The 19,408-nt window shown below is 68.3% G+C and carries 19 protein-coding genes; 7 read left to right on the top strand and 12 right to left on the bottom strand.

The features are described from left to right. Nucleotides 1-11 precede the first annotated feature (11 nt). From MKI84_RS13525 to MKI84_RS13515, 3 genes are all read right to left on the bottom strand, one after another. Nucleotides 12-1,145 carry an ABC transporter ATP-binding protein gene (locus MKI84_RS13525; protein ID WP_241620271.1) on the bottom strand — a complete coding sequence of 378 codons (1,134 nt, stop codon included), beginning with the start codon at nt 1,143-1,145 and terminating at the stop codon, nt 12-14. Further along, nucleotides 1,142-2,695 carry a glycerol-3-phosphate dehydrogenase gene (gene glpD / locus MKI84_RS13520; RefSeq protein ID WP_241620269.1) on the bottom strand — a complete coding sequence of 518 codons (1,554 nt, stop codon included), beginning with the start codon at nt 2,693-2,695 and terminating at the stop codon, nt 1,142-1,144. Before glpD ends, MKI84_RS13525 begins: the two co-directional genes overlap by 4 nt. A 291-nt stretch (nt 2,696-2,986) precedes the next feature. Then, complete coding sequence (locus tag MKI84_RS13515; protein ID WP_241620267.1) at nt 2,987-4,033, bottom strand: AbrB family transcriptional regulator; 1,047 nt, start codon at nt 4,031-4,033, stop codon at nt 2,987-2,989. A gap of 357 nt (nt 4,034-4,390) precedes the next feature. Between MKI84_RS13515 and MKI84_RS13510 the strand changes: the two genes are divergently transcribed. Next, nucleotides 4,391-4,993, top strand: a complete 603-nt coding sequence (locus MKI84_RS13510) for an IMPACT family protein (protein ID WP_241620265.1) — start codon at nt 4,391-4,393, stop codon at nt 4,991-4,993. Between the two features lie 89 nt (nt 4,994-5,082). Here MKI84_RS13510 and MKI84_RS13505 read toward each other — a convergent pair whose 3' ends face one another. Together MKI84_RS13505 and MKI84_RS13500 are read right to left on the bottom strand one after the other, a co-directional pair. Then, complete coding sequence (locus MKI84_RS13505; protein WP_241620263.1) at nt 5,083-5,568, bottom strand: fasciclin domain-containing protein; 486 nt, start codon at nt 5,566-5,568, stop codon at nt 5,083-5,085. 152 nt (nt 5,569-5,720) lie between these two features. Then, nucleotides 5,721-6,617, bottom strand: coding sequence for a LysR family transcriptional regulator (locus tag MKI84_RS13500; RefSeq protein ID WP_241620261.1), 897 nt, complete (start codon nt 6,615-6,617; stop codon nt 5,721-5,723). Between the two features lie 134 nt (nt 6,618-6,751). Here MKI84_RS13500 and MKI84_RS13495 point away from each other — a divergent pair, with 134 nt between their 5' ends. Beyond that, on the top strand, nt 6,752-7,744 hold the full coding sequence (locus tag MKI84_RS13495; protein WP_241620259.1) for an MBL fold metallo-hydrolase: 993 nt from the start codon (nt 6,752-6,754) through the stop codon (nt 7,742-7,744). Nucleotides 7,745-7,871: 127 nt separating this feature from the next. Here the strand turns inward: MKI84_RS13495 and MKI84_RS13490 are convergent, their stop codons facing one another. From MKI84_RS13490 to mmsB, 7 genes are all read right to left on the bottom strand, one after another. Then, entirely contained in the window at nt 7,872-8,858 is a 987-nt protein-coding gene (locus MKI84_RS13490) for a branched-chain amino acid ABC transporter permease (RefSeq protein WP_425353842.1), read from the bottom strand. Nucleotides 8,859-8,860: 2 nt separating this feature from the next. Then, nucleotides 8,861-9,724 (bottom strand): branched-chain amino acid ABC transporter permease, encoded by an 864-nt coding sequence (locus MKI84_RS13485; protein ID WP_241620563.1) that lies wholly within the window; start codon nt 9,722-9,724, stop codon nt 8,861-8,863. Nucleotides 9,725-9,751: 27 nt separating this feature from the next. Then, on the bottom strand, nt 9,752-10,471 hold the full coding sequence (locus MKI84_RS13480) for an ABC transporter ATP-binding protein (RefSeq protein WP_241620255.1): 720 nt from the start codon (nt 10,469-10,471) through the stop codon (nt 9,752-9,754). Next, nucleotides 10,464-11,219: an ABC transporter ATP-binding protein gene (locus MKI84_RS13475; protein ID WP_241620253.1), complete on the bottom strand. Its 756-nt coding sequence runs from the start codon at nt 11,217-11,219 to the stop codon at nt 10,464-10,466. Before MKI84_RS13475 ends, MKI84_RS13480 begins: the two co-directional genes overlap by 8 nt. 138 nt (nt 11,220-11,357) lie before the next feature. After that, entirely contained in the window at nt 11,358-11,900 is a 543-nt protein-coding gene (locus tag MKI84_RS13470; RefSeq protein ID WP_241620251.1) for an amino acid synthesis family protein, read from the bottom strand. 84 nt (nt 11,901-11,984) lie between these two features. Further along, entirely contained in the window at nt 11,985-13,196 is a 1,212-nt protein-coding gene (locus MKI84_RS13465) for an ABC transporter substrate-binding protein (RefSeq protein ID WP_241620249.1), read from the bottom strand. An 86-nt stretch (nt 13,197-13,282) separates the two neighbouring features. Then, nucleotides 13,283-14,188: a 3-hydroxyisobutyrate dehydrogenase gene (mmsB, locus tag MKI84_RS13460; protein ID WP_241620247.1), complete on the bottom strand. Its 906-nt coding sequence runs from the start codon at nt 14,186-14,188 to the stop codon at nt 13,283-13,285. A 151-nt stretch (nt 14,189-14,339) separates the two neighbouring features. Here mmsB and MKI84_RS13455 point away from each other — a divergent pair, with 151 nt between their 5' ends. The 5 genes from MKI84_RS13455 (at nt 14,340) to MKI84_RS13435 (ending at nt 19,396) form a co-directional block, all read left to right on the top strand. Next, entirely contained in the window at nt 14,340-15,239 is a 900-nt protein-coding gene (locus MKI84_RS13455) for a LysR family transcriptional regulator (protein ID WP_241620246.1), read from the top strand. A gap of 221 nt (nt 15,240-15,460) precedes the next feature. Further along, a complete protein-coding gene (locus MKI84_RS13450) occupies nt 15,461-16,627 on the top strand; it encodes an NAD(P)/FAD-dependent oxidoreductase (RefSeq protein WP_241620244.1) in 1,167 nt (388 codons plus the stop codon). 12 nt (nt 16,628-16,639) lie between these two features. Further along, nucleotides 16,640-16,987 (top strand): RidA family protein, encoded by a 348-nt coding sequence (locus MKI84_RS13445; protein ID WP_241620242.1) that lies wholly within the window; start codon nt 16,640-16,642, stop codon nt 16,985-16,987. 73 nt (nt 16,988-17,060) lie between these two features. After that, complete coding sequence (hydA, locus tag MKI84_RS13440) at nt 17,061-18,488, top strand: dihydropyrimidinase (RefSeq protein WP_241620239.1); 1,428 nt, start codon at nt 17,061-17,063, stop codon at nt 18,486-18,488. Then, a complete protein-coding gene (locus MKI84_RS13435; protein WP_241620237.1) occupies nt 18,473-19,396 on the top strand; it encodes a nitrilase-related carbon-nitrogen hydrolase in 924 nt (307 codons plus the stop codon). Before hydA ends, MKI84_RS13435 begins: the two co-directional genes overlap by 16 nt. Nucleotides 19,397-19,408: the final 12 nt, after the last annotated feature.

Raw genomic sequence — 19,408 nt, 5'->3', positions numbered from 1 at the left:
CGCGCCCTCCCTCAGGCCGCCGCGCCGAGCGCGGTGCCGGTATTGTTGCCGGCGGCGTCGAACAGAAGGATGTGCCGCGGGTCGATCAGCACCTCGACCGGCGCCCCCGGCTCCAGCCGGTGCACACCCGGCAACAGGGCGGTGAGCCGGTGGCCGGCATCGGCGCTTCCGGTGTCGGCGGTGCCCATGTCCATGTGCAGGAAGCTCTCCGAGCCCGTCACCTCGGTGACCGCGACGCGCGCGCCGAGCCGGATGATGCCCGGGCGGTGGTCGCGCTCGGCCCGGGCGACCGTCTCCACCTCAAGATGATGCGCGCGCACGCCGACGGTGTAGGTGCCGTCCGGCACGGTAGCCAGCGCGCCGGTCGCCGGCACCACCGCGCCGCTCTCCAGCAGCACGGTGCCGCCCGACTTCACCACGCGCAGCGCGTTGAGCGGGGGATCGGAGAACACCTGCGCGGTCGCGAGGTCCGCCGGGTGGCGATAGACCTGCGCGGTCGGGCCGAACTGGGTGAGCCGGCCCTCCATCAGCGATGCCGTGTTGCCGCCCAGCAGCAGCGCCTCGGTCGGCTCGGTGGTGGCGTAGACGAACACGGCGCCGGTGGAGGCGAAGATGCGCGGCAGTTCCTCGCGCAATTCCTCGCGCAGCTTGTAGTCGAGATTGGCCAGCGGCTCGTCGAGCAGCACGAGGTCGGCGCGCTTCACCAGCGCGCGGGCGATCGCGGTGCGCTGCTGCTGGCCGCCCGACAGCGCCAGCGGGGTGCGCTCCAGATAAGGCGTGAGCTTGAGCAGGCGCGCCGCCTCGTTGACGCGCGCCTCGATCTCGGCGCGGGGCAGGCGCTGGAGACGCAATGGCGAGGCGATGTTCTCGTAGACCGTCAGCGCGGGGTAGTTGATGAACTGCTGGTAGACCATCGCCACCGAGCGCTTCTTGACCGAGAGCCCGGTAACGTCGCGCCCGTCCACCAGCACGCGGCCGGTGGTCGGCGCGTCGAGGCCGGCCATGAGCCGCATCAGGCTGGTCTTGCCGGCGAGCGTAGCGCCGAGCAGCACGTTGAGGCTGCCATTCTCCAGCCGCAGCGAGATATCGCGCAGATGGCTGGCCGCGTTCACCGTGCGGGAGACATTGACGAGTTCGAGCGTCACTGCGCGGCCCCCCGGGGTTCGGTGCCGGCGGACGCGGCGTGCGGCGCATGGATGCGCATATAGGTGTCGAGCGCGTCGATCTGCTCGCGGGTGAAGCGCAGGCCAAGCTTGGAGCGGCGCCACAGCACGTCCTCGGCGCTGCGCGCCCATTCCTCGCGCATCAGATAGCGGACCTCGATTTCATGAAGATCGGCGCCGAACAGGTGGCCGAGATCGGCCGGGCCGCGCGCGCCGTCCAGCAGGCGCAGCGCGCGGGTGCCGTAGGCGCGCACCAGACGGCGGGCCAGCGCCTCGTCGAGCCAGGGATGGGCGCGCTTGAGCTGGCCGACGATGCGCGGCTGGTCATGCACCGCGAAGTCGCCGCCCGGCAGCGGCTCGGTGCCGGTCCAGCTCGCCTTGCCGGCCTTGGGCAGGAACGCACTGAGCTTTTCCAGCGCGTGCTCGGCGAGGCGGCGATAGGTGGTGATCTTGCCACCGAACACCGAGAGCAGAGGGGCGCGCCCCTCTTCCTCTTCCATCTCCAGCACATAGTCGCGGGTGGCTTCCTGCGCCTTGGAGGCGCCGTCATCATAGAGCGGGCGCACGCCGGAATAGGTCCACACCACCTCGTCCGGCAGCACCGGACGGGCGAAATATTCGCTCGCCGCCGCGCAGAGATACGAAATCTCCTCCGGGCTGGCGACCGGCCTGGACGGGGTCGAGCCGAAATCGCGGTCGGTGGTGCCGATGAGCGTGAAGTCGTGCTCATAGGGAATGGCGAAGATGATGCGCCCGTCGGCGTTCTGGAAGATATAGGCGCGGTCGTGATCGTAGAGCTTGGGCACCACGATGTGGCTGCCCTGCACGAGGCGGACATTGGCCGGCGTGTTGACCCGCACCACCTTCGCCAGCACCTCATGCACCCACGGGCCGGCGGCATTGACCAGCACGCGGGCACGCACGAGGGCGCGGGCACCGTCCTGCTCGACCTCGATCTCCCAGCAATCCGCCGCACGGGTGGCGCTGACCACGCGGCTGCGCGGGCGGATGTCGGCGCCGCGCTCGGCGGCGTCCAGCGCGTTCAGTACCACGAGGCGCGAATCCTCGACCCAGCAGTCGGAATATTCGAAGGCGCGGGCATAGCCCTCGCGCAGCGGCCGGCCGGTCTCGTCGCGGCGTAGATCCAGCGTGCGCGTCGCCGGCAGCAGCTTGCGACCGCCCAGATGGTCGTAGAGGAACAGGCCGAGCCGCAGCAGCCAGGCCGGGCGCAGGCCCTTGTGATGGGGCAGCACGAAGCGCAGCGGGCGGATGATGTGCGGGGCGATGGCCCATAGCACTTCACGCTCCATCAGCGCCTCGCGCACCAGCCGGAACTCGTAATGTTCGAGATAGCGCAGCCCGCCATGGATCAGCTTGGTCGAGGCCGAGGAGGTAGCACCGGCAAAATCGCCCTGCTCGAACAGCACGACGGAAACGCCCCGCCCCGCCGCGTCGCGCGCGATGCCGCAGCCATTCACACCGCCGCCGATGATGGCGAGGTCATAGATTTCGTCCAGCGTGCCGACGGCCACCTGACGCCTCCCGGGTCGCGCCGCTTCATGTGCGGGCGCTTTCGTTTTTATGTTCGTAATGACGCTATCTGAAACACGTATGGCCATCAATAGCCATTAAACGAAAGATACGAAGGTTCGTTTAGGTGCATTGCAGCACATTCGCGGCTAAACGGGGGCACGCGCCTGGGATGCCAGACGCGGGCCTCGCCGATTGCGCAAAGCGGGCAATCCCTTGGGCGGCCGCCGGTTTCATGGTGCAGGGCACACGCGGGAAAATGCCGGCCGGGCCGGGATCATCCGTCCGCGTCGTCAGTCCGCCGGGGGCTTGTGCCCGGTAAGCCGGAACAGCACCGGGGCGAGCATCAGCACCAGCGTGATGCGGCTGAGCTGGCAGGTGACCACGAACGCCACCTCGACGCTCATCGCATAGGCGACGATGGTCATTTCCACGATGCCGCCAGGCGCGAAGCCAAGCGCGAGTTCCGCCAGCGTGTGCTCGGTGAGGCCCAGGCAGGCCATGGCCGCGAGAAAGGCCGTGACCACCAGCGTCACCGCCCAGACCAGCGCGTACATGATGGTGGAGCGGAATTCCGCCAGCTTCAGCCCGGCAAAGCGCGAGCCGGCGATCGAGCCGATGGTGATCTGCACCAGCGTCACCAGCCAGGCGGGCGGCGACAGGGTGGTGAACCCGGCGATGTGCACGATCGCGCTCAGCACCATCGGCACCAGCATGACGCCGCCAAAGGTGCGGTAGGGGCGGCCCAGAAAGAAGCCGATCACACCGCAGCCGATCAGCAGCGCCCAGTCGATCAGGCCGCCCGCGCCCTCGACATGGGCCGGGGCCGGCGGCGGGGCGGCGCCGCCCGCCATCATCCAGCGTATGGCGAAGGGCACGGTGAACACCACCAGCACGATGCGCACCGAGTGCACCAGCACCAGCGTGCGCAGATTGCCCCCGAGCGAGGAGCCCAGCAGGCTGAGCTCGCCCAGCCCGGCCGGCGCCGAGGCGAAGAACGAGGTGGCCGGATCATAGCCGGCAACGCGCCGGAAGAACGCGGAGCCGAGCAGCGTCATCGCCAGCGAGTACACGACGAGAATCAGGATGACGTCCCACCACCCCGCCAGCGACAGCAGGATCGGCAAAGTGAAGGAGCTGCCGGCGAGCACGCCGATGCAGGGCCGCGCCAGATTCCACGCGAAGGGCGGCAGGAACCACCGCCGGCCCGCCAGCGACACCAGCGCCGTCGCGGTCAGCGCCCCGAGGGTCCACGGCAGGGGCGCGTGCAGCAGCACGAACACGTAGCCCCCCACCGCTCCGATCAGCAGCGCGGCGGCGGTGTGGAACAAGGTGACCATGAGCAGCGCCTGTTGGCGGGCAGGAAGACGGGCCGGAGCGAACCGGCTCAGCGAAAGCGCCCGGGCGGGCACGGAGCGGTCAACCCTGTGTCGCGGTTCACCACACGCGCCCCATGCGAGTTTGAGGCGGAAGATTTGGGGGCGGGCAGGAGGACGGCGCCGCGAGCTTCCCGGAGGCTCGGGTCCTATAGATGTTTCGACGCCAGTTCAAGATGATGGCGTGGCCGGAGGCCGATCATGGCCGCGCCTGCCGGGCCTTCATGACGGCGTTCCGTGATCGCCCGCCTCGCGGAGGATGGACGTCGGGCCGGCGTCGGACGGGGGAGATTGGCGGCCGGGGTCATGCTAGACGGGCCCATGCCCCCACGTCTTACCCTCGTTGAACGCGCCACAGGCCGGCAGGAGATCCGGAAGAGCCGCTTCATCGCGGTCGCCGGTCCGGTGGCGGACGAGGCGGCGGCGAAGGACTTCATCGCGGCCCAGTCGGACCCGTCGGCCGGTCACAATTGCTGGGCATGGCGGCTGGGGCAGAACTACCGTTTCAACGATGACGGCGAACCCGGCGGCACCGCCGGCAAGCCGATTCTTGCCGCGATCGACGGGCAAGGCCTCGATCGCGTCGCCGTTGTCGTGTCGCGCTGGTTCGGCGGCGTGCTTCTGGGCAGCGGCGGCCTGATCCGCGCCTATGGCGGAACCGCGGCGCTGTGCCTGCGGGACGCCGCGAAGGTGGCGCTCATCGAGACCGTGTCGGGGACACTGACATGCGGGTTCAGCGATCTGGCGCTGGTTCAGGCCCGGCTGGGCGCGCTCCCCGGCGTGCAGATGGAGGTCCAGAGCTTCACGGACAGCGGCGCGATCCTGTCGGTGTCGGCGCCGACGTCGGATGCCGGTGGCGTGGACCGGCTGCTTGCGGACCTGACCAGCGGACGCTCCGCGATCCGATGGGACGACCCGGCGTAGAGCCACGGGGTGGAGCGGGGGCGCCCCGAAGGCGGCACGCGAGCGCGCCGCCTTGTCATTGCGGGAGACATCCCGGCGGCGCTGACGTGCTACGGCGCGGCCTTCGGCAGGATCACCTTGTCGATGACGTGCACCACGCCGTTGGACGCGCTCACGTCGGCCATGGTCACATTGGCGCCATTGACCTTGGGGCCGCCGGTCAGCGTGATGGTGACCTCTTCACCCTCCACCGTCTTGGCCTTCATGCCCTCCTTGAGGTCGGCCGCCATGACCTTTCCGGGCACGACATGGAAGGTCAGGATTTCGGTGAGCTTGGCCTTGTTCTCGGGCTTGAGGAGTTCTTCGACCGTGCCCGCGGGGAGCGCGGCGAAGGCGGCATTGGTCGGGGCGAACACCGTGAAGGGACCCGCGCCGGACAGCGTGTCGACCAGACCCGCCGCCTTCACGGCAGCAACCAGCGTTGAAAGCTCAGGAGTACTGACGGCGACCGACACAATGTCCGACTTCTTGTCAGCAAAGGCGGTCGACGTGACAGCAATAGCTATTGCGCCGGCAATCAATACCTTGCGGAACATTTGCGTAATCCTCCACATGAGACATAACGATCAACGGATGTAAGCTGACCGTTGCATGGCGATTACGTGGGTTTCTTTCCCTCGGATCAGCGCCGCAGCAAAAAAATCGACATCTCGTGCATCGGCATTCGGGATCCGAATGTCGATCGCCCCTAGCGCGCCATCCGTTCGCGAAGGCGGGGGGCGGTCCAGTCGATGAAGCTGCGCACTTTCCGGGCCAGAGGCTGGGCCGGCGCATGGATGAGGTTCACCGGCAGCGGTTCGGGGGCCAGCTCCGTCAGCACTTCCTGCAACGCGCCGGAGCGCAGTTGCTCGGCCACCTGATAGGACAGCAGGCGGGCGATGCCGATGCCCGCCAGCGCCGCCTGTATCGCCGCTTCCGTGGTGTTGACCGCGAGTTTCGGCCGGGGCTCCACGGTGAAGGCGGCGCTGTCCCGGCGGTAGCGCCACTCCGGCGCCATCGCGAAGCCCTGGAAACTGATGCCGTCATGCGTGGCAAGGTCGTCCGGCTGGCGCGGCACGCCGTGACGGGCGAGATAGGCCGGGCTCGCGCAGATCACCCTGCGCACCGTGCCGATGCGGGTCGCGATGAGCGCGCTGTCCGCCAGATGTCCGATCCGCAGCGCCACGTCGATGTGCTCGTCATCCAGACGGATCTGCCGATCGGCGAGCGTGAGGCGCAGATTGATCTCGGGGTGCTCCTTGATGAAGTCCAGCGCGATGGGCAGCAGGTGGCGCTCGCCAAAGGCGATCGGCGCGGTCACATGCAGGCCCCCGCGCACGTCGCCATAATCACCGCCGGCCTGCCGGTCCGCGGCGTCCAGTTGCTCCAGGATGCGGCGTGACGCGGCAACGAAGCTGCGCCCCTCCTCCGTGAGGACGATGCCACGGCTGGTGCGCAGGATCAGGCGCACGCCCAGATGCTTTTCCAGATCGCCGACCTTGCGGCTGACGGTGGCCAGCGGCGCGCGCAGCCGCCGTGCGCCCGCCGAGAGGCTCCCGGCTTCGACAACCGCCAGCAATACCGACATCGCCTCGAAACGATCCATGACATTCTTCCGGAATTCGGGAGGCCATATCCCAAATCGGCAGGATACCCGCTTGATTCAAGACGCCATAGCCTCATCCCGGTAGGGGACGGCCAGCCGCGTCCCGCCATATCCGATGACCGAAGGAGGGCACCATGCCTCAACTGTCCCGTCGTGCCTTTGCCGGTGGCATCCCCCTTGGGCTTCTCGGGGGGAGCCTGTTCGGAGGCAGCCTCATGGCCGGCTCGGCCGCGCCGGCTCTCGGCGCGACCCCGGCAACGGCCGGGTCGCCGGTGAGCGTGACGCCGCTCGCGCAGATCCGCATCGGCCGCTTCACGGTGACCGCCCTGACGGACGGCTATGCCGACATGCCCTACACCTATTTTCCCGGGCGCAGCCCGGCCGAGGTCGAGCAGGCGGCGACCGCGCAGTTCACCGCCCGGCCGAGCGGCGTGCGGTTCCTGTTCAACCAGTATCTGGTCGAGGATGGCGAGCACCGCATCCTCATCGATGCCGGTCCGGCCGGCTCGATCGGCAAGACCGGCGCGCTGCCGGAAGCGCTGGACGTGCTCGGCGTGAAGCGCGACCAGATCGACGCCGTGATCGTCACCCACATGCACCAGGACCATATGGGCGGGCTGATCGCGGGCGGGAAGAACAACTACCCGAAGGCGGAACTCTATATCGACCGGCGCGATGTCACCCACTGGACCGATCCGGCCAAGCGCAACGGGGCGCCCGACTATCTGCAGACCAGCTTCCGCATGGCCGATGACGTCGTGCGGCTCTACCCGAAACTCCAGGCGATCGACGGCGAGCGGGACATCGTGCGCGGCGTCTCCATCGTCGACCTCACCGGCCACACCCCCGGCCATATCGGCGTGCGGATCGAGGATGGCGGCCAGAGCCTCATCATGGTCTCCGACATGGTGTTTCCGGTGGTGCATCCCGGGGCGACCGACGTCTTCTTCGTGTTCGAGCAGGACCAGGCGGCCGCAAAGGCGATGCGCGACCGCTTCTTTCCCCTCGCCGCCGCGGAAGGCGCGCTGATCGCCGCCACCCACATGCCCTTCCCCGGGCTCGGCCGCATCGTCAAGGATCGCGGGGAGATGCGCTGGCAGGTCGCGGACTGGGCCTTGCAGGACTGAGACGCGCCATGGCCGGGACGGCACGACGCGGAGATGCCCCGCTCGTGCCGTCCCGGCCGTGTCGACAGCCAGCGGGCGATGCGCGCTTCAAGGCGACGCCGGGCGCGCGCCCTCCCGATCCATCGCCCTAGAGCCGCCAGCGCAGGTGGCGGGCGATGACACCGACGATGCCCTCGCGGAACAGCAGCACGCAGGCGACGAAGATCGCGCCCTGCACCACCGTCACCCAGGCGCCCAGATGCGCCAGATAGTTCTGCATGGTGACGATGACCGCCGCGCCGACGATCGGGCCGAACACCGTGCCCATGCCGCCGACCAGCGTCATCAGCACCACCTCGCCCGACATGGTCCAGTGCACGTCGGTCAGGGTGGCGAGCTGGAACACCAGCGCCTTCATGCCGCCGGCGACGCCCGCAATTGTGCTGGAGAGGACGAACACGGCGAGCTTGTAGCGCTGGGCGTTGTAGCCGAGCGAGATGGCGCGCGGCTCGTTCTCGCGGATCGCCTTCAGCACCTGCCCGAAGGGCGAGTGGATGATGCGGAAGATGCCCAGCAACCCGGCGAGAAAGACCGCCAGCACCACGTAATAGAGCACGCGGTCGTCGGACAGGTCGATCAGCCCGAACAAATGGCCACGCGGAATGGCCTGGATGCCGTCCTCGCCATGGGTGAACGTTGCCTGCAGGCAGAAGAAGAACGCCATCTGCGCCAGGGCGAGGGTAATCATCGAGAAATAGATGCCCTGCCGCCGAATCGCCAGTGCGCCGAAGGCGAGGCCGAGGCCTGCTCCGGTCAAGGCGCCGAGCAGCACCGACAGCTCGGGGCCGAGGCCCCAGACCTTGGCCGCGTGGCCGGTGACATAGGCGGCCATGCCGAAATAGACGGCGTGGCCGAAGGACAGCAGGCCGCCATAGCCGAGCAGCAGGTTGAAGGCGCAGGCGAACAGCGCGAAGCACAGCAGCGTCATCAGGAACATCGGGTAAAGCGCCAGCGGCGCCACCAGCAGCACCGCCGTCAGGGCGATGAACAGCCGCCCATACAGCGAGGCGGGAAGGCCGGCGCGCGGCGGGTTGGTCGGCTTCGCCAGCTGCGCCGGGGAAATGTGCTGTACCATGGTCATGCGGTCCTCCCGAACAGTCCGGCCGGCTTCACGAGAAGCACGATGGCCATGATCACGAAGATCACGGTGGTCGACGCCTCCGGATAGAACACCTTGGTCAGCCCCTCGACGAGGCCGAGCGCGAAGCCCGAGGCGATGGCGCCGAGGATCGAGCCCATGCCGCCGATCACCACCACGGCGAACACCACGATGATGATGTCGGCGCCCATATTGGGATTGACCGAGTAGATCGGCGCCGCCAGTACCCCGGCGAGCGCGGCGAGGCCGACGCCGAAGCCATAGGTCAGCGTCACCAGCAGCGGCACGTTGATGCCGAAAGCCTGGGTGAGGCCCGGATTCTCTGTCGCCGCGCGCAGATAGGCGCCGAGCCGCGTGCGCTCGATCAGCAGCCAGGTGCCGAGGCAGACGATGACCGACGCGACGATCACCCAGGCGCGGTAGTTCGGCAGGAACATGAAGCTCAGCCGCTGCCCGCCCGCCAGTTCCGGCGGAATGGCGTAGGGCATGCCGGAGGCGCCGTACTGGTTGCGCAGCAGCCCCTGCATGATCAGCGCGATGCCGAAGGTCAGCAGCAGGCCGTAGATGTGATCGAGCTTGTAGAGCCGGCTAATGAGCAGGCGCTCGATCACCACGCCGCTCGCCCCGACGATGAGGGGCGCCAGCAGCAGCGCCCACCAATAGCCGATGCCGAGATAGTTGAGCAGCATCCACGCCACGAAGGCGCCGAGCATGTACTGCGCGCCATGGGTAAAGTTGATGATGTTCAGCAGCCCGAAGATCACCGCGAGCCCGAGGCTCAGCAGCGCGTAGAACGACCCGTTGATCAGGCCCAGCAGCAGCTGGCCGAACAGCGCCTGCATGGGAATGTCCAGGAAAGGAATCACGCCTCACACTCCCAGATAGCGGTTGAGCTTGGGCAGGCTGGCCTCCATCTCGTCATTCTCGATGCGGTCGACGATGCGGCCCTGCTCCACGATGTAGTGGCGGTCGGCGATGGTCTGCGCGAAACGGAAATTGCTTTCCGCCAGCAGGATGGTGAAGCCGCGCTCGCGCAGCGTGCGCAGGGTGGCGCCGATCTGCTGCACGATCACCGGGGCCAGGCCCTCGGTCAGCTCGTCGCACAGCAGGAGGCGCGCGCCGGTGCGCAGGATCCGCGCCAGCGCCAGCATCTGCTGCTCGCCGCCGGACAGCTTCGAGCCATAACTGGTCAGCCGCTCGCGAAGGTTCGGGAACAGCTCGAAGATCTGCTCGTCGCTCAACCCGCCGGGGCGCACGCGCGGCGGTAGATGAAGGTTCTCCTTCACGGTGAGGCTGGCATAGATGCCGCGCTCCTCCGGCACATAGCCGACGCCGAGCCGGGCGACCTGGCGCGAGGCATGGCCGATGGTCTCGACCTCGGCGATCCGCACCGAGCCGGCGCGGCGGCCGACCATGCCCATGATCGAGCGCAGCGTCGTGGTCTTGCCCGCGCCGTTGCGCCCCAGCAGGGTGATGACCTCGCCCTCGGCGATGTCGAGATCGATGCCGTGCAGGATGTGGGACTCGCCGTACCACGCTTCGAGCCGATGAACCGCCATCAGCGGCCTGGTGGGAGAGCGCTCAAGCATGACCGGCTCCGATATAGGCCTCGATCACGCGGGGATCGCCGGAGACGGTGGCATAATCGCCCTCGGCCAGAATGCGCCCGCGCGCCAGAACGGTGATGCGGTCGCACAGATTGGCGACCACGGAGAGATTGTGCTCCACCATGAGCACGGTGCGCCCCGCCGCCGCCTTGCGGATCAGCGTGCTGATGCGGTCGATATCCTCGTGGCCCATCCCGGCCATCGGCTCGTCGAGCAGCATCATGTCGGGTTCGAGCGCCAGCGTGGTCGCCAGCTCCAGCGCGCGCTTGCGGCCATAGGACAGTTCGCTGGCGTTGCGGTCGGCGTCGCCGGCGAGGCCGACCTCGTCGAGCAGCTCCAGCGCACGCGCGTCGTAGCCGCGCAGCACCTTCTCGGAGCGCCAGAAATCGAAGGAAAAGCCGCGCTGGCGCTGCAGGGCGACGCGCACATTCTCCAGCACCGTCAGATGCGGAAACACGGCCGAGATCTGGAAGGAGCGGACCAGCCCGAACTGGGCGATGCCCGCCGAGGAGACGCGGGTGATGTCGCGGCCATTGTATTGGATGCGGCCCGCGGTCGGCACCAGGAACTTGGTGAGCAGGTTGAAGCAGGTGGTCTTTCCGGCGCCGTTCGGGCCGATCAGGGCGTGGATCGCGCCCCGCCGCACTTTCAGGTCGACATCGGTGACGGCGTTGAAGCCGCCGAAGCTTTTCGAAAGCCCTTCCGTCGCGAGGATATAGTCCTCGGGCATTGGCGTTTTCCTCCTAGGTTCGGTGCCGCGCGCGCCTCTTTTTTTGGCGAAGCTGTCGCGCGGTCCGTCCGATAAGCGGGGCGTCGCCGGCCGTCCGGCACCGCTCTATGCGGTGGCCGGATGGCGGGCTCCGCCCTCTCAACCGGGCAACTTGATCCGATGCAGGGGGCGCCCGCCAACCCCCAGCGCGAGGATAACCACCGCTTCGTCGGCGCGGGGCGCATCGGGAATGGTGATTTCGGCGGCATCCATCTGGTCGAAATCCCAGATCGAGGTCTTGCCGGTCAACGGGAACGTGATCGCCGCGCCGGGCGCGCCGATCTTCTTGGTCGAGGGAATGATGTCCTTGCCGGCGACGGCGGTGCGTACCGGCGCGCCGAATTTGGGGTGCAACAGCGCCGCGGCGTGCTCGATCTCGCCATCGGTGCCGATGATGGCGGCCTTGCCGTAGTTCTGGATCGCGTCCGCATCGACGCCGAGCGCTTCAAGTCCGCGCTGGGCGAGCAGGGCCGACACCTCCGCCCCAAGGTCGTAAAGCGGGGCGAGTTCCTCGACATGGCGCCCCGCATAGGGGTTGGCGATGACGGCGGCGATGGTCACCTTCCGCGAGGGCGGCGACACCGCCTGCCCGACGTCGCTATGGGTTTCCTCGACCTGCACGACGATTTTGCGCAACTGCATGGCAGACATGATTGCTCCGTTTGGGCGATGAAAAGGGCGCCGGCAGCATGGGATGCCGGCGCAAGGTGACCGCGGAGGGCCGGTTCAGTTGACGACGAGGGGGCAGCCGCCCTGATCGAGCGGGCGGAAGGCTTCAGCCGCCGGAATGGTGCTGCGCAGGGTGTAATAGTCCCACGGACCCTTGGATTCGGACGGCTTCTTGACCTCGAAGAGGTACATGTCGTGGATCTTGCGGCCGTCGACGCGGATTTCGCCCTTGCCCATGGCGATGTCCTCGGTGGGCATGGACTTCATCTTGGCGACCACCGCCGCGCCGTCCTTGGAATCGCCGCCAAGCGCCTCCACGGCCTTGAGGTAGTGGATGATCGAGCTGTAGACGCCGGCCTGCACCATGCTGGGCTTGCGTCCGTTCATGGCCTTGGCGAAGCGCTCGGAGAAGGCGCGGGAGCCTTCATTGAGGTCCCAGTAGAAGGCGGACTCCAGGATCAGGCCCTGCGCGATCGGCAGGCCCGCGGCATGCACGTCGGTGATGTAGACCAGCAGGCCGGCCAGCTTCTGCCCGCCGTCGACGATGCCGAACTCGGCCGCCTGCTTGATCGAGTTGCTGGTGTCGACGCCGGAATTGGCGAGACCGACGATCTTGGCGCCCGACCCCTGCGCCTGCAGCAGGAAGGAGGAGAAGTCCGCGGTGTTCAGCGGGGTCAGCACCTTGCCCAGCACCTTGCCGCCGCTCTTGAGCACCACCGCTTCGGTGTCGCGCTCCAGCGCATGGCCGAAGGCATAGTCGGCGGTCATGAAGAACCAGGTGTCGCCGCCGGTCTCGACGATCGCCTTGCCGGTGCCGTTGGCCAGCGCCCAGGTGTCGTGGGTCCAATGGATGGTGTTGGGCGAGCAGGCCTTGCCGGTCAGCTCGGAGGTGGCGGCGCCGGAGGCGAGCTCCACCTTGTTCTTCTCGCGGGCGAGCTGGCTGAGCGCCAGCGCCACCGCCGAATTGGTGACGTCGGTGATGACGTCGACACCGTCGACGTCGAACCAGCGGCGCGCGATGTTGGAGGCGACGTCCGGCTTGTTCTGGTGGTCGGCGCCCACCACCTCGATCTTCCAGCCCTTCTCCAGCAGGCCGGAATCCTCGACCGCCAGCCGGGCGGCGGCCACGGAGCCGAGACCGCCCATGTCGGCGTAAAGGCCCGACTGGTCGTTGAGCACGCCGATCTTCAGCGTCTTCTCCTGCGCGGAGCCGGGAACGGCGGCGCACAGCACGAGCGCGGCAGCCGCGCACGCGGTTACGATCCTCATAGTCATCCTCCCTTGGCGTTTCCTCGTTATGCTTCTTTTTTGTCGCGGCCCGCGTCGTTGCGCAGGCCGTTACGGCAGGCCGTTTCCTACTCTCCAGCTTGTGCCAGCGGCGCGTCGGCATCGGGCAGGAAGCGTATGATGCCGGCATAATCGATGCCCCGCCCGCCCTCGCCGATGAAACGCTCATAGAGCGCGGACGCGGCGTGTCCGAGCGGTGTTGCCGCCCCGGCGAAGCGCGCGCATTCCTGCGAAAGCCGCAGATCCTTGGCCATGAGTTCGGCGGCGAAGCCCGGCTTGTAGCCGCGATTGGCCGCGGAGGTCGGCACCGGGCCGGGCACCGGGCAATGGGTGGTGAGCGCGTAGCACTGGCCGGAGGCGCTGGACGCCACGTCGAACAGCGCCTGTCGCGAGAGGCCGAGCCCGTCCGCCAGCAGGAAGGCCTCGCTGACGGCGATCATGCTGATGCCGAGGATCATGTTGTTGCAGATCTTGGCCGCCTCGCCGGTGCCGGCCTCGCCGCAATGGACGATCCGGCGGCCGAGCGCTTCGAGGAAGGCCCGGCCCTCGGCGAAGGCCGCCTCGTCGCCACCGACCATGAAGGTGAGCGTGCCCGCCGTGGCGCCCTCGACGCCACCGGAGACCGGCGCATCGAGCGACAGCCGTCCGGCCTCGCGCGCCTGGGCATGGGCGCGGCGCGAGCTGTCCACGTCGATGGTCGAGCAGTCGATGATGAGGCCACCGGGCTTCATGGCGGGGAGCGCGCGCGCCCAGACCTCGATGACCGCCGGCCCGGCATTGAGCATGGTGAGCACGATGTCGGCGCCCTGTGCCGCCTCAGCGAGTTCCTGCGAAACCTCGATCCCCAGCCGCGCGGCGACCGCGCGACGCTCGGCGGAGATGTCGTAGCCGCGAACCGCATGCCCGGCCTTCAGGGCGTTGGCGGCCATGGGGGCCCCCATATTGCCCAATCCGATAAAGGCGACGACTGCCACAGCGATTCCCCTTCGACTTCTGTTCTGTTGCCCTAGGGATACCCTCTCGAATGATGGACAGATATCCCCAAATTTTGACCACCCGTTGTGCATCTTTCGACAAACAGGTTAGCCTGACGCCGAGTGTGCGACAGATGACGAGCGAAGCAGCATGAGCACGACGCCGAACTGGGAACACCTGCGCGCCCTGCTCGCCGTGGCACGGGTCGGCACGCTGTCGGGCGCGGCCGCCGCGCTCGGGGTCAAGCATTCGACCATCGGCCGCCACCTCACGGCGCTGGAGGAGGCCGCGCGCACGAAGATCGTGGAACGCAGCCCGTCCGGCGTCACGCTGACCGCCGCCGGCGAACGGCTGATGGAAGCGGCCGAGATCGTCGAGAACCAGATCCTGCTGGCACAGGAAGAGATCGGCGGGCGCGACCTGTCGGCGGGCGGGACGGTGCGCATCGGCGCTCCCGACGGCGTGGGCGCCTTCTTCCTGGCCCGCCACCTGCGCCCGCTGCTGGATTCCTATCCCAATCTCACGGTGCAACTGGTCGCCATGCCGCGCCTGTTCAACCTCACCAAGCACGAGGCCGACCTCGCCATCGTGCTGGCCATTCCCACACAGGGCCGGCTGGCGACCCGCAAGCTCACGGACTATTCGCTGGGCCTCTATGGCAGCGCCGACTATCTCGCGGACGCGCCCGCGATCCGGGATGCCAACGACCTGAAGCGCCACCGCTTCATCGACTATATCGACGACCTGATCTTCACCGCCGAACTCGACTATCTCGACGAGGCCGCGCGCGGCGCGCGGGCGACCTTCCAGAGTTCCAGCATCATCGCGCAGATGAATGCCGCGCGTTCCGGTGCGGGACTGGCGGTACTGCCGCATTTCCTGGGCGCCCAATTCCCCGATCTGACGCCCGTGCTGCCCGACACCGTGCGGCTCACGCGCTCCTGGTGGCTGGTGGTTCATGAATCGCAGCGCGACATTGCCCGCGTGCGCATCGTCATGGATTTCATCAGCCGGCTGTTCCACGCCCACCGCGGCCACTTCAACGCCTGACGCGGCTTCGGGTCTCCGTGTCGTCGCCTGCGGGAAGGCCGGCGGGACCGTCAGGCGCGCGCCGTCCGCGCCTGATCCGCGAACATGCGCGTATTGAACATGATAATGTTGTCAATTATTTTTTCGATATCATACGATTGCAAAATTCAATATTTCGATGTTAGCTGAGCGACGATTGATGCACATGCACCACCGTTCACCACCAGCGACGTTGACGTTTCATGGCCGCCAGCACCCCCTGCGGGCTTATCGCCTCGGCTGACATCATCGTCCTCGGCGGGGGCATCGCCGGTGCCGGTGCCGCGTTCGAGATGGCCGGGAGCCGGACCGTCGTGCTGCTGGAACGCGAGGCGTCCTGCGGCTTTCACGCGACCGGGCGCTCGGCCGCGAGCTTTACCGAGAATTACGGCAGCGCCATCGTCCGCCGACTGGCACTCGGCAGCCGCGACTTCCTGTCGGCGCCGCCGGCCGGCTTCTGCGACCACGACATCCTGCTGCCGCGCGGCATGATCACCATTGCCCGCGCCGACCAGATGGACCGGCTGGCGGCAGAGCTGGAACGTGGGCGGGCCCTCGTTCCCAGCATGAGCCGGATCAGCACGGAGGAGGCGCGGCGGCGCGTGCCGGTTTTGCGGGAGGACTATCTCGCCGGCGCCTTCATCGAGCCGAACTCGATGGAGGTCGACGTCCACGGCCTGCACCAGGGCTTCCTGCGCGGGGCGCGGCGGCGCGGGGCCCGGATCGAGGTCAATGCCGCCGTCACCGCGCTGGAGCGCATCGGCGGCGCGTGGCGGGTGGAGACGGCGGCCGGCGCCTATGTCGCGCCCGTGGTGGTGAACGCGGCCGGCGCCTGGGCCGACGAGATCGCCGGGATGGCCGGCGTGCGCCCGCTCGGCCTCGCTCCGCTTCGCCGCACCGCCTTCAACATCCCCGCGCCCGAGGGAATTGACATACGCGCCTGGCCGCTGGTGAACGATGTCGGCGACGAATTCTATTTCAAGAACGATGCCGGCCAGCTTTTCGTCTCGCCCTCGGACGCCACGCCGTCCGCGCCGATGGATGCTTATGCCGACGACATGGATGTCGCGATAGGCGTGGAACGGCTGGAGCGCGCCACCACCCTCCGGGTGCGGCGGGTGTCGCATTCCTGGGCGGGGCTCAGGACCTTCGCGCCGGACGGTTCTCCCGTGGCGGGCTTCGATCCAGCGGCGGAGGGCTTCTTCTGGCTCGCCGGACAGGGCGGCTACGGGGTGAAGACCTCGCCCGCCTTGTCCCGCCTCGCCGCCTCCCTGCTGCGGAGCGAGGGAGTGCCCGACGACCTCGCCCGGCTCGGCCTCACCGAGAACGATCTCGCGCCGACACGCTTCGACGCGCCTGCAACCCACTGACGGATGGTGCCGATGGACATAAACCGGATCGACAACGGCGCGCGCTTCTGCCGCGTGCTCACCCACAACGGCACCGTCTATCTCGCCGGCATGACCTCGGACGACATCGAGGTCGACGTGGTGCAGCAGACCCGCAACACGCTGGCCAAGATCGACCACTATCTCGCCCTCGCCGGCACCAGCAAGAGCCGCGTGCTCAGCGCGGTGATCTGGCTGCGCGACATCTCCGATTTCGACCTGATGAACGGGGTCTGGGACGCGTGGATCGATCCGGCGGCGATGCCGGTGCGCGCGACGGTGGAAGCGCGCATGGCCGGCGAGAAATACCGCGTCGAGATCATGGTGACGGCCGCACTCTGAGCGACCGCCGGCCGCGCGAACGACGGCGCGCCGCTGATGACGCCGGAACCGCCGACGGAAGGACAGGACGCTCATGCATGAAATCGTGGTGAAGGGTGGCCGGGTCGGCCTGCCGGATGGCTGGCGGACGATCGACATCGCCATAGAGGGCGGCAAGATCGCGGCGCTAGGCACCGACCTTTCCGGCGCGACGATCATCGATGCCCGCGAGCGCTGGGTGCTGCCGGGCGGCATCGACGCGCATTGCCATCTCGACCAGCCGTCCTGGGGCGGCGCGACGACGGCGGACGGCTTCGCCTCGGGCTCGGCATCCGCCCTGTTCGGGGGCACCACCTGCATCGTGCCCTTCGCCATGCCCGGCCCGCAGATGAGCACGCTCGACGCCGTCGCCCGGTCGCAGGCCTTGGCACGGGGCAGGTCGGTGGTGGATTACGGACTGCACGCGGTCGTGACCGAGCAAAGCGGCGCCATCGACGCGCAGATGCCCGATCTGGTCCGGCAGGGCGTACCCTCGGTGAAGGCGTTCCTCACCTATGAGGGTTTCGCCGTCAGCGACCGCCGCCTGCTCGCCATGATGGACGAAGCCCGGGCGCACGGCGTCACCGTCATGCTTCATGCCGAAAGCGACGCGATCATCGAGCGGATGCGCGACCGGCTGCTGGCGCGCGGGGATGTCGCGCTGCGCTATCACACGCTCGCCCATGCCGCCGTCGCCGAGCGGGAAGCGACCCACCGCGTCGCCGCCTTCGCGGAGGTGACCGGGGCGCGCCTCGTCATCGTGCATGTCTCGTCGGGCGCCTCGCTCGACGAGGTGGTGCGCGCGGCCGGGCGCGGCGTCGCGATCATCGGCGAGACCTGCCCGCAATATCTGTTCCTGACCGGGGCGCGGCTCGACGCGCCGGACGCGGAAGCCGCGCGCTACATCTTCGCCCCGCCCGCCCGCACGAGCGCCGACAACGCCGCGCTGTGGCAGGCGATGGAGGATGGCGCGATCCGGCTCTGGTCATCCGACCATTCGCCCTATCGGCTGAGCGACAAGCTGAAAGAGGGCGAGACCGCGCGCTTCGACCGCGCGGTAAGCGGCGTGCCGGGGCTGGAGACGCGGCTGCCGCTGCTGTTCTCCGAAGGGCTGGTCACCGGGCGGCTCTCGCTGGCGCGCTATCTGGACCTTGCCGGCGGCGCGGCGGCACAGACCTATGGGCTCGATCACCTCAAGGGCGCGATCGCCATCGGCCTCGACGCCGATCTCGTGCTGTGGAACCCCGGGCACCGCTGGGAGATCCGCGCCGAGGCGCTGCAGTCCCATGTCGGCTTCACCCCCTTCGAAGGGCACGCGATCACCGGCAAGCCGGAAACGGCGCTGGTGCGCGGGACCCTCGTGCTCGACCGCGGCACGCTCAGTTCCCTGCCGCCCGCCGGCCGCTTCGTACCCCGCCGGGCGGCGGACCCGGCAACCCTTATGAGACCGCTCGAGGAGACCCAGCCATGGCGCGCTTCCTGACGCTCGCATCCTGCCAGACCGGCCCGGTCCAGCGCAGCACCTCGCGCCGCGAGGTGGTGGAGCGGCTCGTCGCCCTGCTTGAGCGCGCCGCGCTGGCGGGGGCCGACCTTGCCGTGTTCCCGGAAATGGCGCTCACCACCTTCTTTCCGCGCTGGGACCTGCCCGCAAGCGACATCGACGTGTTCTACGAGACGCAGATGCCCGGCCCGCAGACGCGCCCGCTGTTCGACGCCGCGCGCAAGCTCGGCATCGGCTTCGCGCTCGGCTATTCGGAGTTGGTGCGGGACGGCAACCGCCAGCGCCGGTTCAACGCCATGGCGCTGGTCGATGACGGGGGCGAGATCATCGGGCGCTACCGCAAGATCCACGTACCGGGTTCGGAAATGCCGGAACCCGGAACCACGGTGCATCTCGAGCGGCGCTATTTCGAGCCGGGCAATCTCGGCTTTCCGGTCTACGGCTTCCGCGGCGCGCGCATCGGCCTTGCGCTGTGCAACGACCGGCGCTGGCCGGAGACCTATCGCATGCTGTGCCTCAACGGGGCGCAGGTGGTGCTCATCGGCTACAATACGCCGGTGCAGCTGGAAGAGGCGCCCTCGCTGGCGCATCTGCGCATGTTCCACAACCACCTGCCGATGCAGGCCGGCGCCTATCAGAACACGGTGTGGGTCGCGGCGGCGGCCAAGGCGGGTTTCGAGGACGGCCAGCATCTGCTCGGCGGCTCCTGCATCATCGCGCCGAGCGGGGAGATCGCCGCGCTCGCGACCTCGCAGGAGGACGAGGTGATCATCCACCGGGCCGATCTCGACATGATCGACATCTGCCGGAAGGTGAATTTCGACTTCTCCCGCTACCGCCGGCCGCGCGAATACAGCCTCATCGCCGAGCAGGCGGGGCCGCTGGTCTGACGCGACGCCCGG

Origin of the sequence: Ancylobacter gelatini (assembly GCF_022601675.1) — a bacterium.
In the GTDB taxonomy this organism is placed as follows: Bacteria; Pseudomonadota; Alphaproteobacteria; order Rhizobiales; family Xanthobacteraceae; genus Ancylobacter; species Ancylobacter gelatini.
Note: the sequence above shows the minus strand (reverse complement) of the source record. Positions and strands in the feature narration are given on the sequence as shown.

Bases quoted from the DNA above. Each gene is read 5' to 3' on its own strand.
- MKI84_RS13515 (WP_241620267.1), bottom strand. From the start codon at position 4,033: ATGGTCACCTTGTTCCACACCGCCGCCGCGCTGCTGATCGGAGCGGTG.
- MKI84_RS13510 (WP_241620265.1), top strand. From the start codon at position 4,391: ATGCCCCCACGTCTTACCCTCGTTGAACGCGCCACAGGCCGGCAGGAG.
- MKI84_RS13505 (WP_241620263.1), bottom strand. From the start codon at position 5,568: ATGTTCCGCAAGGTATTGATTGCCGGCGCAATAGCTATTGCTGTCACG.
- MKI84_RS13500 (WP_241620261.1), bottom strand. From the start codon at position 6,617: ATGGATCGTTTCGAGGCGATGTCGGTATTGCTGGCGGTTGTCGAAGCC.
- MKI84_RS13495 (WP_241620259.1), top strand. From the start codon at position 6,752: ATGCCTCAACTGTCCCGTCGTGCCTTTGCCGGTGGCATCCCCCTTGGG.
- MKI84_RS13490 (WP_425353842.1), bottom strand. From the start codon at position 8,858: ATGGTACAGCACATTTCCCCGGCGCAGCTGGCGAAGCCGACCAACCCG.
- MKI84_RS13485 (WP_241620563.1), bottom strand. From the start codon at position 9,724: ATGCAGGCGCTGTTCGGCCAGCTGCTGCTGGGCCTGATCAACGGGTCG.
- MKI84_RS13480 (WP_241620255.1), bottom strand. From the start codon at position 10,471: ATGCTTGAGCGCTCTCCCACCAGGCCGCTGATGGCGGTTCATCGGCTC.
- MKI84_RS13475 (WP_241620253.1), bottom strand. From the start codon at position 11,219: ATGCCCGAGGACTATATCCTCGCGACGGAAGGGCTTTCGAAAAGCTTC.
- MKI84_RS13470 (WP_241620251.1), bottom strand. From the start codon at position 11,900: ATGCAGTTGCGCAAAATCGTCGTGCAGGTCGAGGAAACCCATAGCGAC.
- MKI84_RS13465 (WP_241620249.1), bottom strand. From the start codon at position 13,196: ATGAGGATCGTAACCGCGTGCGCGGCTGCCGCGCTCGTGCTGTGCGCC.
- MKI84_RS13455 (WP_241620246.1), top strand. From the start codon at position 14,340: ATGAGCACGACGCCGAACTGGGAACACCTGCGCGCCCTGCTCGCCGTG.
- MKI84_RS13450 (WP_241620244.1), top strand. From the start codon at position 15,461: ATGGCCGCCAGCACCCCCTGCGGGCTTATCGCCTCGGCTGACATCATC.
- MKI84_RS13445 (WP_241620242.1), top strand. From the start codon at position 16,640: ATGGACATAAACCGGATCGACAACGGCGCGCGCTTCTGCCGCGTGCTC.
- hydA (WP_241620239.1), top strand. From the start codon at position 17,061: ATGCATGAAATCGTGGTGAAGGGTGGCCGGGTCGGCCTGCCGGATGGC.
- MKI84_RS13435 (WP_241620237.1), top strand. From the start codon at position 18,473: ATGGCGCGCTTCCTGACGCTCGCATCCTGCCAGACCGGCCCGGTCCAG.